The organism is Micromonospora sp. NPDC005171 (assembly GCF_040608575.1).
Classification (GTDB): Bacteria; Actinomycetota; Actinomycetes; order Mycobacteriales; family Micromonosporaceae; genus Micromonospora.
Genome location: NZ_JBEXIM010000027.1, coordinates 33464 through 47801, shown reverse-complemented (window position 1 = coordinate 47801; position 14338 = coordinate 33464). Strand labels below are relative to the sequence as shown.

General features: G+C 71.9%; 15 protein-coding genes. 9 read left to right on the top strand and 6 right to left on the bottom strand.

Features of this window, described 5'->3' with window-relative positions:
* Positions 1-107 precede the first annotated feature (107 nt).
* Together ABZU74_RS25140 and ABZU74_RS25135 are read left to right on the top strand one after the other, a co-directional pair.
* Entirely contained in the window at positions 108-596 is a 489-nt protein-coding gene (locus ABZU74_RS25140) for a hypothetical protein (RefSeq protein ID WP_355428422.1), read from the top strand.
* A 91-nt stretch (positions 597-687) separates the two neighbouring features.
* Positions 688-1695, top strand: a complete 1008-nt coding sequence (locus ABZU74_RS25135) for a hypothetical protein (RefSeq protein ID WP_355428419.1) — start codon at positions 688-690, stop codon at positions 1693-1695.
* A 15-nt stretch (positions 1696-1710) separates the two neighbouring features.
* On the opposite strand, the gene ABZU74_RS25130 is transcribed toward ABZU74_RS25135, so the two are convergent.
* Positions 1711-2511, bottom strand: a complete 801-nt coding sequence (locus ABZU74_RS25130) for a helix-turn-helix transcriptional regulator (protein ID WP_355428493.1) — start codon at positions 2509-2511, stop codon at positions 1711-1713.
* Positions 2512-2693: 182 nt separating this feature from the next.
* Here ABZU74_RS25130 and ABZU74_RS25125 point away from each other — a divergent pair, with 182 nt between their 5' ends.
* Both ABZU74_RS25125 and ABZU74_RS25120 read left to right on the top strand, forming a co-directional pair.
* On the top strand, positions 2694-3038 hold the full coding sequence (locus ABZU74_RS25125; RefSeq protein WP_355428416.1) for a DUF1330 domain-containing protein: 345 nt from the start codon (positions 2694-2696) through the stop codon (positions 3036-3038).
* A 97-nt stretch (positions 3039-3135) separates the two neighbouring features.
* The gene (locus ABZU74_RS25120; protein WP_355428413.1) at positions 3136-4011 is read left to right on the top strand and encodes an alpha/beta hydrolase; all 876 of its coding nucleotides are present in this window, start codon (positions 3136-3138) and stop codon (positions 4009-4011) included.
* A gap of 7 nt (positions 4012-4018) precedes the next feature.
* Here the strand turns inward: ABZU74_RS25120 and ABZU74_RS25115 are convergent, their stop codons facing one another.
* Positions 4019-4249: a hypothetical protein gene (locus ABZU74_RS25115; RefSeq protein WP_355428411.1), complete on the bottom strand. Its 231-nt coding sequence runs from the start codon at positions 4247-4249 to the stop codon at positions 4019-4021.
* Between the two features lie 96 nt (positions 4250-4345).
* Here ABZU74_RS25115 and ABZU74_RS25110 point away from each other — a divergent pair, with 96 nt between their 5' ends.
* Positions 4346-5071: a TetR/AcrR family transcriptional regulator C-terminal domain-containing protein gene (locus tag ABZU74_RS25110; RefSeq protein ID WP_355428409.1), complete on the top strand. Its 726-nt coding sequence runs from the start codon at positions 4346-4348 to the stop codon at positions 5069-5071.
* Between the two features lie 171 nt (positions 5072-5242).
* Positions 5243-5641, top strand: coding sequence for a hypothetical protein (locus tag ABZU74_RS25105; protein ID WP_355428406.1), 399 nt, complete (start codon positions 5243-5245; stop codon positions 5639-5641).
* Positions 5642-5656: 15 nt separating this feature from the next.
* Here ABZU74_RS25105 and ABZU74_RS25100 read toward each other — a convergent pair whose 3' ends face one another.
* The 4 genes from ABZU74_RS25100 to ABZU74_RS25085 all read right to left on the bottom strand — a co-directional run bounded on the left by ABZU74_RS25100 (position 5657) and on the right by ABZU74_RS25085 (position 11178).
* Entirely contained in the window at positions 5657-5947 is a 291-nt protein-coding gene (locus tag ABZU74_RS25100; RefSeq protein WP_355428404.1) for a hypothetical protein, read from the bottom strand.
* Between the two features lie 143 nt (positions 5948-6090).
* A complete protein-coding gene (locus tag ABZU74_RS25095) occupies positions 6091-8586 on the bottom strand; it encodes a DUF6493 family protein (RefSeq protein WP_355428401.1) in 2496 nt (831 codons plus the stop codon).
* A 50-nt stretch (positions 8587-8636) separates the two neighbouring features.
* Complete coding sequence (locus ABZU74_RS25090) at positions 8637-9962, bottom strand: SWIM zinc finger family protein (protein ID WP_355428398.1); 1326 nt, start codon at positions 9960-9962, stop codon at positions 8637-8639.
* Between the two features lie 40 nt (positions 9963-10002).
* Positions 10003-11178 carry a MalY/PatB family protein gene (locus ABZU74_RS25085; RefSeq protein WP_355428396.1) on the bottom strand — a complete coding sequence of 392 codons (1176 nt, stop codon included), beginning with the start codon at positions 11176-11178 and terminating at the stop codon, positions 10003-10005.
* Between the two features lie 280 nt (positions 11179-11458).
* Between ABZU74_RS25085 and ABZU74_RS25080 the strand changes: the two genes are divergently transcribed.
* The 3 genes from ABZU74_RS25080 to ABZU74_RS25070 all read left to right on the top strand — a co-directional run bounded on the left by ABZU74_RS25080 (position 11459) and on the right by ABZU74_RS25070 (position 14221).
* Positions 11459-12505: an SMP-30/gluconolactonase/LRE family protein gene (locus tag ABZU74_RS25080; protein WP_355428393.1), complete on the top strand. Its 1047-nt coding sequence runs from the start codon at positions 11459-11461 to the stop codon at positions 12503-12505.
* A 145-nt stretch (positions 12506-12650) separates the two neighbouring features.
* Positions 12651-13361 carry a haloacid dehalogenase-like hydrolase gene (locus tag ABZU74_RS25075; protein WP_355428390.1) on the top strand — a complete coding sequence of 237 codons (711 nt, stop codon included), beginning with the start codon at positions 12651-12653 and terminating at the stop codon, positions 13359-13361.
* Positions 13361-14221, top strand: coding sequence for an oxygenase MpaB family protein (locus tag ABZU74_RS25070; RefSeq protein WP_355428388.1), 861 nt, complete (start codon positions 13361-13363; stop codon positions 14219-14221). The genes ABZU74_RS25075 and ABZU74_RS25070 overlap by 1 nt, the downstream gene beginning before the upstream one ends.
* Positions 14222-14338 lie beyond the last annotated feature (117 nt).

Sequence of the window (14338 nt, the reverse complement as noted above, 5' to 3'; positions counted from 1 at the left end):
TCCCGCAGTCACCGGCTCCGACGTACACCCCGAAACGCCAGCGCAACCGAGGTAGGCCCAACGACGTGTAGTGAGAAATCCCGATCGATGCTTCACTCGGAGGAACGATGACTCTGACCGCGCTCCGCGCCCTCCTGCCCGTCGCCGCGCTGGCCGGCCTGGCCGCCTGCACCACCAGCGCCCCCACTCCCGCCGCCGGGGCGAGCACCCCGGCACCGGCGAGCACCACACCCACGTCGCCTGCAACGCCGTCCACCGCCATCAGCGCGCCACCGGCCCGCAGCGCGTCACCCACCCGCGGCGCGACGCCCGGCGCCACCCGAGCCGCCTGTCCGGTGAGCGCAGCCACCCTGCAGCGCGCCTCGGGGTTGAACAGCGGCACCCACCGGATCGACCCGGATCAGATCAAGTGCGCGCGGCAGTGGGCCACGGCCGGTGTGATCGCCGTCGACCCCGGGATGCAGGGCGACGGTGTGCTGTTGTTCAAGCACTCGGGCGGCGGGTGGCAGAAGCTGGGCGAGGGCAGCGCGCTCGAATGCACCCCGTTCGGCATACCGCCGGAGATCGGCGACCAGGTCGGCTGCAGCGACCACTGAGCAGACGGCTGGCGTCGGGGGTCGCGTCCGCAATCGGGTTGCTCTCCGCCGGCACGCGGGTGATCATGAGCGGCATGGCGGGAGTTCGGCGGTGAGATCGCCTCTTCAAGGCGGACTACCGCCGGGCGACGCGGTGGTGCTCGGGGCCGTCGTGGAGATCGCCTGCGACGAGTCGGGATTCTCGGGCACCAACCTGCTGCACTCGACCGCCCCGGTGATCACGCACGCGAGCGTCGACCTGGTCGTCGACGAGGCGGTCGCGCTCATCGCCGCCCTGCGGTCCGGGTTCCGGTTCGCGCCACACGAGCTCAAGTCCGGCCGGTTCCTGCGCGGCTCCGGTGCGAAAGAGGCACTGGAGTGGTTCCTGGCGGCGCTCGCCGGCCGCGCGCACGTCCACCTCATCGACAAGGAGTTCTTCCTCGTCACCCGGATCGTCGACTTCCTGCTGACCGAGCCGTCGTACGCGGCGGGCACCCGCCTTGCTCGCGAGCACCATCCGGCGGCTGTCGCCCTGCACGAGGCCGGACGCTCGGCCGGAGGCGACTGGGGCGCCTTCCTGTCGGCGTTCGTCGATTTGGTCCGGATGAAGCGGCGCCTTCCGGTCGACCAGACGGTGCAGCGGTTCTTCCAGACCCGGGACGCGCTGCGGCGACACCGGCTGGGCACGGTGGCCGACGCCGTCCTCGACGGGCTCCGCCCGAACCATGTGCGGGCCGTGGTGGCGAGGCTCGACGCCGACGACCGCACGGTCCCTCCCCCGCTGGAACCGCTGCTGCCGGCGCTGGCCGAAACGGTCCTGTCCTGGAGCGGCGGCCGGCGGCAGGTGCTGGTGACCCACGACGAGCAGAGCGCCCTGACGGCAGACCGGCTGACCCGCCTGCAGCGGGTGTTGATCGACGACGGCGACGGTTCGGCGGTCGGCGTCAACCGGGCTGGGGCGTTACCGAAGGGGGTGTCACCCCTGGCCGGGCTGGTGGTGGTCGACTCCCGCGACGATCCGCGCGTTCAGGTCGCGGATCTCCTCGCGGGAGTGGCCCGGCGGATGCCCGGCATCATCGACGACGCGCTCCGTCAGCCGCCGCCCGCTCCCGCCGGCTGACGGGCCGCGCCCGGGTCACGACGCGGCACGGGCTCGGAGGACTTCAGTGGTCGCCGAGTCAGCCGGAAAGAACGCCTCGACGGCCAACCCGGCGACCGTGACGTCCCGCGGCGTACCGAAGAGGGTCGTGGTGCTGACGAAGGACAACTCCTGGTCGCCGTGTCGGTATCGGAGCGGGACGAGAACGCGTGCGAAGGCATCGTTGGTCGGTGTCGTGTCGACGTCGCCACCGGGATAGCCGCGCAACTCCTCATGCAGGTCGTACAGGATCGGGTCGTTGGTCGTCGCCGCCTGCTGGCGCAACCGTTTCAGCAGGTGGGTGCGCCACTCGGCCAGATTGACGACGCGCGGGGCCAGGCCGTCGGGGTGCAGGCTGAGGCGCAGCACGTTGATCGGCGGGGTGAGCAGGTGGGGTTGCGCGTCCGCGGTGAACAGCGCGACGGCAGGGTTGGCCTCGATCAGGTGCCAGTGCTCGTCGACGAGGAGCGCAGGGTACGGGCCGTGACCGTCAAGGATCTGCCGTACGGCGGCACGCACCGGCGCCAACTCGGGGTCCCCCAGGTCGTGCCGGGGATAGGCGGGCGCGTAGCCGCCGGCCAGCAGCATCGTGTTGCGCTCGGCCAGCGGCATCTCCAGATGTTCGGCCAGCCGCAGGATGAGGTCCGGGCTCGGCCGGGATCGCCCGGTCTCGACGAAGCTCAGATGCCGGGCCGACACTCCCGCCTCGATCGACAGGTCGAGCTGGGTCATCCCGCGAGCCCGGCGCCAGTCGCGCAGCAGCTCCCCCACTGGTCGCCCCGGCCGCGTCGAGATCATCACTCACCGACCCTAGTTCCGCGCCCGCACCCCGGCCATTACCTGCGAGGTAATCGACAGCCCCACCACCACACCGGAAAGCTCTTCTGGCACCACCGATCCGGTGCGGCGACGCGGCGGCCCGCGCCGCTCGCCATCACTGCCGCCCAGGTCACCGCACCAGACGCAAAGGACAGACAATCATGACCGCGTACGCGCTCGCGCACCTCCGCAAGGCACCCGTCCACGCCGAGGTGCTGACGTACCTGGAGCGCATCGACGCCACCCTCGCACCCTTCGCGGGCCGGTTCATCGTCCACGGCGGTGCCGTCGACGTCCTGGAGGGCGACTGGCCCGGCGACGTGATCGTCATTGAGTTTCCCGACCTGACCCACGCCCGCTCCTGGTACCGGTCCAGGGACTATCAGGAGATCAAGCCCTTGCGGACGAGGCACCTCACCGGCGAGGTGATTCTCGTCGACGGCGTCGGGCCCGGCCACGACTCGTCGCAGATGGCCGCGGACATCCGCCGCGCCACTGATCGGTAGCACCTGACCGTCGACGCACGCGCGCCGTCCCGAAGAACCGGATGGCTCGCCGCCCGCAAGACATCCGACACAGGCCCGCCGGTCGTAGTCTCATCGGATGCAGGACATCCAGACGCACACCCTGGTCATTTCCGGCGTCGACCTGGTCTACGACGTCCGCGGCCCGCTACCTCCCACTGACGGCCATCGTCCGCTGCTCATGATCGGCCAGCCGATGACGGCGGACGGCTTCACAGCGCTCGCCCCGCACTTCACGGACCGAACGGTCCTCACCTACGACCCGCGTGGTCTGGGCCGCAGCGTCCGCAAGGACGGCCGGTCCGACCACACGCCGCAGCAGCAGGCCGCCGACCTGCACGCGCTCATCGAGGCGCTCGACGTCGGGCCGGTCGACGTGTTCGCCAGCAGCGGCGGTGCGGTGACGGCGCTCGAACTGGTCGCCACCCACCCCGGCGACGTCGCCACCCTGGTGGCGCACGAACCGCCGATCAACGCCGTGCTCCCCGACGCCACGGCCGCCGAGCGCGCCCGAGCCGGCTTCTACGAGGCATACCAGGCGAAGGGCTCGGGTGCGGGGATGGCCGCGTTCATCGCGATGACGTCCTGGCAGGGCGAGTTCACCGATGCCTACTTCGCCCAGCCCACCCCCGACCCGGCGATGTTCGGCATGGCCGACGACGACGACGGCAGCCGCGACGATCCGCTGCTGTCGAAGAGCTCGTGGGCGATCACCGACTACCACCCCGACGCGGGGGTGCTCACCGCCGCGCCCACCCGGATCGTGGTCGCGGTCGGCGAGGAGTCGGCCGGAACGTACACCGCCCGCACCTCCCTGGGCCTCGCGGCGCTGCTCGGCCAGGAGGCCGTGGTGTTCCCGAGCCACCACGGCGGGTTCCTCGGCGGCGAGTTCGGCTACGCGGGCAAGCCCGAGGAGTTCGCCGCGCGGCTGCGGGAGGTGCTGGACGCCGGCTGACCGCCGCTCAGCGGGTTGCGTCGGAGTAGACCTCGACGTCGTAGAGCAGCTGCACGTCGCGGCGACCGTTGGTGATGCCGACGAAGACCGGATCACCGGCCGGCGTGCGGCCCTGACGCCACGCCTGCTCCAGGGCGGCCTCCCGCGACTCGTGATGGGTCTTGCCCTCCTGATGCAGTTGCAGCACCCGACGGGCGGTGGCGCGGTCACTGTCGAGGTGGACTCGCAGGAGCGGCACGTCGGGACCTCCTTGCGCCAACCGGCACTCCAACTGTCGTGCGGACAATCACCTTACCGTCGTTAAATTGCCTGTCCATCTGTTTAGGATGCCTCCATGACCCCCGTCGAGCCCGGCATGTCCACCTCGCCCTCGATGCCGCGACAGGACAACAACACAGCGCCGCCGGTATGGCTGCGTGCGACGCCGTCGCGGGCGCGGCGAAAGCCGCCCCTGACCCTCGATCGCATTGTGGACGCGGCCGTGATCGTGCTGGACGAGCTTGGGGCCGAGCGCCTGACGATGCGCTGCCTCGCACAGCGGCTCGACGTGACCGCGACCGCGTTGTACTGGCACGTGAGGACGAAGGACGACGTCCTGGACCTGGCCGTCGACCGGATCTTCGGCGACGTGCCCGTTCCGGACACGAGCGACAACTGGCTGGACGACATCCGCGTCCTCGTTCGCGCCTGGCGCGGCGCCATGCTGGACCATCCCTGGGCAGCAGGGCTCGTCGGACGCCCCCTGCTCGGTCCCAACGTGCTGGCCCGCACCGAGTTTCTGCAATCGGCGCTGGTACGCGGCGGCTGCACCGGGCTGCAGCTCGCGGTGGCGACGCGTCTGCTGGCCAACTACGTCATCGGCGCCTCGCTCACCGAAGCCACCTGGCGAGGCACCACGGAGCCGGAAACCAGGGCCGCGGCCCGTGCCCACATCGTCGCGAGCGCCAACGCCTATCCGACCCTCGACGCCTCAGGCCACCTCGACGACGCCCGATGGGATGACGACCTGTTGTTCGAGGAGGGCCTCGACGGCGTTCTCCGGGCGGCGGCCCGACGGTAGGGAGCCCACCGGTACCGGTGCCATCGGAGGCCGCCTGCCCTGCACCGCATTCCGAAAGGAACAGGAGGTTGGCGCTCGTGCAGATGCCCAGACCAGCCGTATCGTGAGACGCAGAGACGACGATCCGCCGTCTTCGATGGAACGCCACCCGCGACGGTCGAGGGGAACGATATGACTGGTCTGGCGACCGTCGGCGCGATCGTGGGCGTCCTGCTCGTCGGTCTCGTGGTCCTGGTCCGTAAGCCGGCCGACGCTCGGTCGGTGCTCAGATGGTCGGCCCTGGCGATCACCGTGCTGGTGGCCGCCGCGCTGACTCCCTTCACGGTGGACGACTCGGGCGCCGCAGCCAGCTTTCTGCTCGGCGTTCCCGTCGTCGCGGCGATACTGCCCGTTCTCGCCCAGCGGGTCGGTCGGCTGACTCTGATCGCCGACCTGGTGGCCGCGCTCGTCATCACCGGATGGGGCCTGCTGCTGGGGCTGGGCATCGGCGGCGCGTTCCTACCAGCGGCGATACTCCTGATCGCCAGCGCCGCGGGCACCTGGCGGCCCCGACCGTCCACCACCACGTGACCCGGTGGCTCGCGGTCATCCGTCCGGAGTGAACAGTCCCTGGACGCCGACGACGATCGCGATGAGCCCGAGGATCGCGAGCAACAGCCGGATCCCGGTGGCGCCGTCCGACTGCTCGTCGCGCCGCGTCGGCCGCCCGGTCAGCCGACCCCACAGCAGGGCGAGCCCCACCCCGATCCCCACCACCTCGAAGTGGAACACCCGGGGCCCGGACACCAGGTGGACGATGAGGTAGTAGCCGCCGGTCACCATGCTCGGCAGTCGCGCGGAGACGTACTCCACGAACTCACCCTCGGCATCCACCATCGAGGCTCCTTCCTCCGCAAGCTCGACGGGACCGGACGACCACCAGGTTGCGTCCCCGTCGAAGAAGGCCAGGAGTCAGACCCCGGGCCGACGCGGCCGGGCCGGGGTGACCCGGGCCGGCCGCGATGCCCGCGCGTCAGCGGTCAGACGGCACGTGCGGTGGCGAGTCGGCGAGCTTCGGTCACCAACCGACTCGTGCCGCCGCGCGCCACCACCTCCGCCAGCCCCGGCACCTCGATGCCCACACCTGTGGCCCTGACCGTCTCGGCTCCCAGTGCCAGCAGGTCAGGCGTGCCGCGAGGCGGGGTCGGCGCCGCCAGTATCGGTGGCAGCGCGGCCGCGAGCAACCGCCAGACGCTCAGCCGGGCGCCGGCGGCGATCGCGTCGCGCAGCGGTGTGACCACCCGGGACAGCGTCACCTGGCCGTCGGCCGCCAGCGCGCCCAACCGGCCGCCGACGCCCGGAGCATTGAGGTCACCCGCGGCCGCCAGCATCAGCAGGGCGTCGAGGGCGGCCACCCGGTCCACCTCGTACCGGGCGCACAGCCCGTAGGCCAGCGCCAGGTCGAGCGCCGGGCCTCCCGCACCGGAGCACTCGGCGAGTGTCGGCAGGATCGTGGCGGCGTCCTGGGCGTCCAGCTGCGCCGCGTCGGCGAGCTCGGGAAGCAGGTGGGCGGCGACCAGGCCCCGGTGCCCCGGCAGCAGCGCCGGCCACAGGTTGCTCCAGGCGCCCGACCCTCGGCCGATGGGGTGCGCCCGGACGGTGACGAGCCCGAGCGGATCCGCCGCGCCCTCCGGCGGGGCGGTGGTGACGAGGGTGCGCCGCACAGGCAGCTGGTCGTAGCCGAAGTCGTAGGTGTGCCGACGCTCGCGCCGGCCGACCGTCACCACCTGGTGGACCGTTGTCGGTAGGGCGTCGCCGCGCAGCCAGCCGGCCAGTTCGCCCCCGGCCGGAGTGCCGAGAGCGGCGGCCCGGCTCGCCAGCGTCTCGTCCACGCCTACGGGCAGCCGCAGCAGGGCCTGGGCGAAATCCCATCGCCACACCGGGCGGTCGCCGAGCGCGGCCAGCCGCTCGTAGAGCGCGGTCGGGTCGATGGCCCCGGTGACGGAGGTCGGGGCGGCCAGCAGCCCGGGGTCGTCCCGCCCGTCCAGGCGCTGCCCGATCTCCGCGAGGCGGGCGCAGTAGACGAGCGTGAGCGCGGACTGGCGGGGCGGCTCGACGGCCGACCGGCCCCGGAACAGGTGCAGCGTCCGGATCAGTAGCTGGCTGACGATGCTGGACCACTGGTCGCGGCGGCTGGCCACCTCGGGCGGTGCGGCGGCGGCCAACAGCACGCCGTTCAGTTGGGCCGACACGTTGAACTGCGACCACATGTGGTCCCAGGCGCCCACCTCGCCCCGCCGCAGCACCGGCAGCAGGGCGGCGGCCAGCCGGTCCCGTTCGGTGGTCGTCAACCGGACCAGCCCGTCGAGGACCCGCTCCAGGGTCGCGGCGGGCCAGCGCGGGGTGAGCCCCGCGGCAACCTCCTCGACCAGCTCGTCCACATCGGTGATCGGCGGCGCGGCAAGCGCCGGCGGCACCGGCGCAGGCAGCTCGTCGCCGGCCACCCGCACGGTGACAGTGGCGACCGGCCGGTGGCCGTACCGCTGCGCCAACACTGTCGCGCGGTCGCGCAGGTCGGCGGCCGGGTGTTCGACGCCCGAGGCGAGGACCTCGGCGATGTCGGCGGCCCGCTCGGGGTTTTGCCGGGCCAGCCGGTCCAGCCAGGACAGCTGCGCCCGCACCAGCGCCTTCTCCGGCCGACTTAGCACCACCCGTGAGGTGTCCAGCAACGCCTCGAACTCCAGCTGCCCGGCCGCGTCGCGTAGCGCCCGCTGCGCGACGCCGGCCACCGGCCCGGGCCCGTCGGCGAGCAACCGCAGATATCCGCTCGCCCGCGCCGCCACCTCGTCCGGGCCGGGTCGAAGCTGTTCGTGCAGGGCGAGGAACGGGCGCAACGCGCCCGGGCGGTCGCCGCGCAGCAGCCGACCCAGCACCCCGTCCAACAGCACGGCCCGGTCGAGCCGCCCCTCCGTCGCCAGGGCGGCCAATGCCGCGGGCACCGCCTGCCCGTCGCCGCTGAACCCCAGGTCGGTGCCGACACCGTCGACCTCGAACAGGCGCGGCAACAACGGGTCGAGGAACGGGTCGGCGCGCAGCCGGTCGAGCAGCGGGGCCTGCTGGCGCTCGTCGGCCGGCCGCCGCCACCACATCGACTGCGCCCAGCCGACCACAAACGCGTCCCCGGTCGGCGGCGGCACCTTCTCCGACAGCAGCAGCTCGGCGACGAAGTGCCACCCTTCCCATGCTCTGCTGCGGGGCAACCGCTCGGCCAGCCGGTACGCCAGGTCGGCCAGCCAGGGCACACCCCGCTGCCGCGCCACACCGACCACCGGCTCGGGGTCGGCATCCGTCAACATGATCGACCGTCGACCGAGCAGGGCCGCGGCCTTCGTCGCGGTGCTCAACGTGCCCACCGCGGCCACCGCCAACGCGGTCGCCTCACTCCCCCACGCCCAGTGGTCCCGCCGGCGTCGAACGTGGGCGATCAGTTCGTCACCGAGCGCCCGCCGAGCCGGGTCGTCCAGGGTGTGCAGCATGGACCCCACGGTCGTCACATCACCGCGGTCCAGTGCTCTGAAGAAGTCCGTCACACCGTCACCTCCACGAGCATGGACACCGCGAGGGCATGCTTGCAGGGGCCGCGCTGTCCCCGGTGCTTCGCCCACCACTGACAGGTGCAGGTGAGATTCCCGTCGGGGAGCCGGCGAACGCGGTAGTCGTCGTCGCCGCTGCGTACCGTGGCATGATCGCCGTCCCGGCGGACCGCACCCTGCTCGACCAGCGTGCGCGCGCCGACCAGGCGGGGATTGTCCCGCTCGGCCCGGCCGGCGTCGTGCGGCATGACCCGGTGGAAGTACCCGGCGTCGGCGACGTCGTAGCCGACCCGGCCGGCGGTGCCGAGCTGGGCCAGGGCCGCGCGGACCCGGCCGTCGGACAGGCCGGTCGCGTCGGCCAGCGCGGCGACGTCGATCGTCGGATCCCAGGAGAGCAGGGCACCGACCAGCTCCGCGTCGTCGATCACCTCGTCGCCGGCGAGCGCGAGCAACGCGGCCCCCTCACCGGAGAAACCCCGGTACGGCTCGGGAGAGAGGGTCAGCGACAGCCGCAGCGACCCGGTCTCCAGTTCCCACGTGCTCGGCACGGCCGGTGAGCCGGCGCGCACGGCTGGCCCGTACACCCGCAGGGTGCGGGCGTGCCGGAGCAGCCCGCGCAGCGCCGCGAGCCGCCCCGCGCCGGCCAGACAGACAGCCCCCGGCGTCGGGCGCGAGGTCAGCCGGAGGGTACGCCCGGCCGGCACCGCCCACAGCACCGAACGATCACTGCTCCCGGGAAGCCGGCGCAGGAACGCCGTGGCCTCGGCGGCGGGGATCTCGGCGCGCGGCTCGAACCCGGCGGTGAGCACGTGCACCTCGGCGAAACCGCGCATCCAACGCCCCGGCAGCGGGACCTTCCGCTCCACCACCGCACCCTCCAGGGTGGAGACGGTGAGGTCGTCCGGGCCGACGGCCAGGTGCAGTGGCTCGATCCCACCCACCCGGGCGAGGGCCTCGCGCAGTGGCGGGTTGACGTCGACGTTTGTGGTGCCGTGCCCGACGATCTCACCGTCGAAGCCCGCCGGGACCACGTCCATCCGGGCGTACACCCCGCAACAACCGGAAAAGGACTCGAAGCGCAGCCGTTCCCGGCTGCCGGTCACCACCGGATCGAGGCTCGCCGGGCTGACCGGCTGGTGGTAACGGGTGCGGGCCACTTCGGCCACGGCGAGCAGCCCGGCCGCCGCGGCCGCCGGGGTGGTGAGAAACCCGGAGAAGAAGCGCGGATTGGCCGCCGGGCCGCCGCTGGTCTGCAGGTCGAGACCGGCGGTACGCAGGGCGGACGGCTGGAGGTATCGGTACGTCTGGACGGCGTTCACGGGCAGACCGTAGAGCGACCGACCGACATCGGTGCCGGCGTCAGCCGACGGCGCTGGTCATCCGGCGTACCGCCTCGGTGATGAGCTCCGGTGCGGTGGCCAGGTTCAGTCGCACGTGCCCGCGGCCGCCGCTGCCGAAGGCCAGTCCGGAGTTGAGCGCCACCCTGCCACGTTCGAGGAACACGGTGGCCGGGTCGTCGCCGAGGCCCAGGGCTCGGCAGTCGAGCCAGGCCAGGTAGGTGGCCTGACCGGGTTGGTAGCGGATGGCTGGCAGGTGTTCGGCGAGCAGCGCGGCAAGGAGCCGACGGTTGTCGTCCAGGCCGGTCAACAGGGCGTCGAGCCACTCGCCACCGTCGCGGAAGGCCGCGGTGTGGGCGATCACGCCGAGGTGGCTCGTGCTGACGCTGACCCCGAACGGGACGCGGGCGAGGTCCCCGGCCGCGGCCGGGCCGGCGACGAGAAGCCCGCCGCGCAGGCCGGCCAGGTTCCACCCCTTGGAGGCCGACATCACCGACAGGCCGTTCTCCGCGCCGGGCACCGAGAGGTACGGCACGAACCGCGCTCCCCCGGCCACCACCGGAGCGTGGATCTCGTCGGCGATTACCCGCACCCCGTGCCGCTCGGCCAGAGCGGCGACGGCGGTCAACTCGGCCGCGCTGTGCACGACGCCGGTCGGGTTGTGCGGGCTGCAGAGCAGGTACGCCGCCGGCCGTCCACCGGGACGAGCCCGCCGGAACGCATCCTCCAGCGTGCCGAGGTCGATCCGCAGGTCCTCGCCGAGCGGTGCCTCCACGATTCGGCGGTCGGCGTGCGCCACGGACTCGTAGAACGGCGGGTAGACCGGGCAGTTGACAACCACCGCGTCCCCCGGCTCGGTGACCAGTCGCAACGCCTCGACGACGCCGTGCATGACGTCGGGCACCAGCGCGGTGTGCTCCACGACCAGCCCGTCCCAGGCCCACCGCCGCCGAGCGAACTCGGCCAACGCCTGCGGGTACGCCGTGCCGGCAGGGTAGCCGGTGTCGCCGCGTGCGACGGCGTCGGTGATCGCCCGCGCGACCGGCTCGGCCAGGGGCACGTCCATCTCGGCCACCCAGAGCGGCAGCACGTCGTCGGGGTACTCCCGCCACTTGAGGCTGGTCCGTTGCCGGAGCTGGTCGATCGTCAGCCGGCGGAGGGGGTTGACAGCGGTTCGGGCACTGAGCACGCCACTCATGGCCCCAGCCTATTCCCTGCGCCAGCCGACGCCCGGGGCCACGACCATTCGGTCCACTGTGGTTCTTTCGGAAATATTTCCGGGCACCTTTCGGGATTGACCAGCGTCTTTGTCTGCCATCCCGATCGTTTGCCGAAATCAGCGGCGAAAAAACGCTGCGGGTCCCTGGTACATAACTTAGGCTCCCGGATACCCACATCGACGGCCCGCCCTCACGCCGTGCCAGCCACCGACCTCGCACGCCGGCCATCGCCACCCTCGACGCCGATTGGAGTATTCGATGACCTGGCGTCCCACCATCGCCGTACTGGCCGGCCTGTGCCTCGCGGTCAGCGCCACCCCACTGCCCGCCGGTGCTGCCGCCAACGCTGAGCAGGTCAGCGCTCACGCCGCGCTCGCCGGCCCGCCCGGCGCGCCGCCCGGGGTCTGCCCGACGGGGGCCAGTTACGGCCCTCCGTTGCCGGCCAGCACCGTGACGGCCCCACGAATCCGGGGCGGGTTCACCTTCCTCGAAGGGCCGGTCTGGGTCGCCGACGGCGGCTATCTGCTCTTCTCCGACATGGCCGCCGGCACCGGGCCGTACAACGTCCAGCCGTCGACGATCCGCCGGTTCACCCCGCCGGCGACCTTCGACACGTTCATCGCCAACGCCGGCAGCAACGGCCTGGCGCTCAGCGCCGACGCCCAGCAAATCGTCGCGGCCACCCACGACCAGCGGAACGTGTCCGCGTACCGGGTGAGCGACCGGGCCCGCAGCACCGTCGCGGCGAACTACCAGGGCCGGGCGTTCAACTCACCGAACGATGTCACGGTCCGCTCCGACGGCGTCGTCTACTTCACCGACCCCAACTTCCAGCGTGGCAACCGCCCGGACCAGATGAGCGGGCGGACCAGCGTCTTCCGCGTCTCCAACGGGCAGGTGTCGCTGGTCGACGATCGGTTGCGCCAACCCAACGGCATCTCGCTCTCACCGGACGGGACGGCGCTGTACGTGGGTGCCTACTCCGAGAACAAGATCTACAAGTACGCGGTCCAGCCCGACGGCAGCATCGGTGCCCGCAGCGTCTTCGTGAACTACATCGGTGGTCCGGACGGCGGCACGATCGACTGCGCCGGCAACGTGTACTGGACGTCCGGCGGGGACTCTCTGGTCCACGTCTACTCCCCCACAGGCACCCAGCTCGGCACGATCCGGCCCGGCAACTCCGGCACGACGAACGTGGCGTTCGGCGGCCCCGACCGGCAGACCCTCTACATCACGTCGGGTCCGTGGGGCGACTCCGGGCTGTACAGCGTGCGGCTCAACGTTCCGGGATATCCGTACTGAGCGACTGCTGGATGGCGCGCCGCTTCCGTCGTGGCCCGACGTTGCGGCGCGCTGTCCAGCGGTGGCGGCGATGAACACCACCGCCCCGGCCGTCCGTAAACTGGGCGGATGGCAAACCGCCAGTGGCAGCAGGGTCGGTAGACCGATGAGGGGCCCGGCGGCAAACACCGTCATCTTCGATTTCGACGGTGTACTGCTGCGCGGGGACGCCTTCGCGCTGTTCCTCCGACGCACCGCTTTCGCGGGTGCTCGGTTGCCGCTCGCCGTCGTCCTGCTCGTTCTCCTCGCGCCCATCGCCGTCATTCCCGCCTTCCGCCCGTGGGCGGCGCGGTGGGTGAGCCGGATCGGCTTGGCGGGCCGCGACGCGGACGAGCTGAGCACGGAGCTGGAACGCTTCGGAAAGGATCTCGGCGAGGAGCCCGGACGCGTCATCGGGCCCGGGCTGCGGATGATCCGCACCCACCTCGCCGCAGGCGACCGGGTCATCGTGGTGACCGCGTGCGAGCACACACTGGCGCGCACGGTGCTCGATGCGATCGGCCTCACCGGGGTCGAGCTCGTGGCCTCGCGCATTCGCGGGCCGAGGCTCATCGTGCACAACCACGGGGCGACCAAGCTGGCGCAGCTCGCTGACCAGGGCGTGACCCCACCGTGGCGGGTGGCCTACAGCGACTCGCTGTCGGATCTGCCCATCCTCCGCGCTGCCGAGCAGCCCGTGCTGGTCAACGCGAACGCGCGTCAGGTCGCCAGGGCGCGGCGGTTACTCGGCGACCGGCTGACCACCGTCACCTGGACAGGTGGGCACGGCCCGGGCGATCCGGGCACCCCGCATCCCACAGTTGGAGACGCCCGCTGATGAGAGGCCGCCACGACAACCTGGCCCGTGTCCGCGCTCTCGACCCTGAGCGCGACTACCTCAACATCTACCAGACGATGCTGCGCTACGAGTTTCCGTGGGACCTGAAGCTCGGGCTCAACCTCGCCTTCAACAGGTCCTTCTCCGTCCCCGCCATCGCCCGGGTGCACACCGCCACGGGCGAGCTGACCGAACGCACCCAGCAGCGGATCGACGACACCGGCCTGCTGATGTACGAGATGGTGCTCAACGGCTTCGACCAGCCTCGGGGCCGCGACGCGTTGCGGCGCGTCAACCAGCTCCACCGTCCGTACGACATCAGCAACGACGACTTCCGCTACGTCCTCGGCTGCCTGATCGTGATCCCCACCCGGTGGTTGCAGGAGTACGGCTGGCGCCAACCCTGCTGCCACGAACGGCACGCCACCTACCTGTTCTACCGGGAGCTCGGCCGACGGATGGGCATCACCGACATCCCCGGGTCGTACGACGAGTTCGAAACCTGGTTCGACGCGCACGACGCGGCTCACCTCCAGCCCAACGACGACGCGGCGGCCATCGAACGCGCCACCCGCGTGCTGATGCTCACCCGGCTCCCCCGGATGCTCACGCCACTGGGAAACGCATTGGTCAGCGCCATGTACGACGCACCGCTGCGGCGCGCGACGCGGGTCGACACGCCGGCCTGGCCGGTCCGGGCCGGGTTGCACCTGGCCTTGAAGACGCGCTCGCGGTGGCAACGGTGGTTCGGAGCGCCACGGACGACGGCGCTGTTCGCCGACGGGATCAAGGCCAGGAGCTATCCCGACGGGTACGAGATCAGCCAGCTCGGCCCACGCCACGGCCCCGTGCACGAGTAGCGGCTTGGGAGTGCTGGCGTCGTCGGCTCGGACACCCGCCGGGCGCTGTGCCGCCCGCGTGAGATCAGCAGCGCCGCGGAGAACCGGCTCGCGGGTGGGGCCGGCCCGCCGACCGTC

Coding starts and splice junctions, on each gene's coding strand:
- ABZU74_RS25140 (WP_355428422.1), top strand. CDS start 108: ATGACTCTGACCGCGCTCCGCGCCCTCCTGCCCGTCGCCGCGCTGGCC.
- ABZU74_RS25130 (WP_355428493.1), bottom strand. CDS start 2,511: ATGATCTCGACGCGGCCGGGGCGACCAGTGGGGGAGCTGCTGCGCGAC.
- ABZU74_RS25125 (WP_355428416.1), top strand. CDS start 2,694: ATGACCGCGTACGCGCTCGCGCACCTCCGCAAGGCACCCGTCCACGCC.
- ABZU74_RS25120 (WP_355428413.1), top strand. CDS start 3,136: ATGCAGGACATCCAGACGCACACCCTGGTCATTTCCGGCGTCGACCTG.
- ABZU74_RS25110 (WP_355428409.1), top strand. CDS start 4,346: ATGACCCCCGTCGAGCCCGGCATGTCCACCTCGCCCTCGATGCCGCGA.
- ABZU74_RS25105 (WP_355428406.1), top strand. CDS start 5,243: ATGACTGGTCTGGCGACCGTCGGCGCGATCGTGGGCGTCCTGCTCGTC.
- ABZU74_RS25100 (WP_355428404.1), bottom strand. CDS start 5,947: ATGGTGGATGCCGAGGGTGAGTTCGTGGAGTACGTCTCCGCGCGACTG.
- ABZU74_RS25095 (WP_355428401.1), bottom strand. CDS start 8,586: ATGCTGCACACCCTGGACGACCCGGCTCGGCGGGCGCTCGGTGACGAA.
- ABZU74_RS25085 (WP_355428396.1), bottom strand. CDS start 11,178: ATGAGTGGCGTGCTCAGTGCCCGAACCGCTGTCAACCCCCTCCGCCGG.
- ABZU74_RS25080 (WP_355428393.1), top strand. CDS start 11,459: ATGACCTGGCGTCCCACCATCGCCGTACTGGCCGGCCTGTGCCTCGCG.
- ABZU74_RS25075 (WP_355428390.1), top strand. CDS start 12,651: ATGAGGGGCCCGGCGGCAAACACCGTCATCTTCGATTTCGACGGTGTA.
- ABZU74_RS25070 (WP_355428388.1), top strand. CDS start 13,361: ATGAGAGGCCGCCACGACAACCTGGCCCGTGTCCGCGCTCTCGACCCT.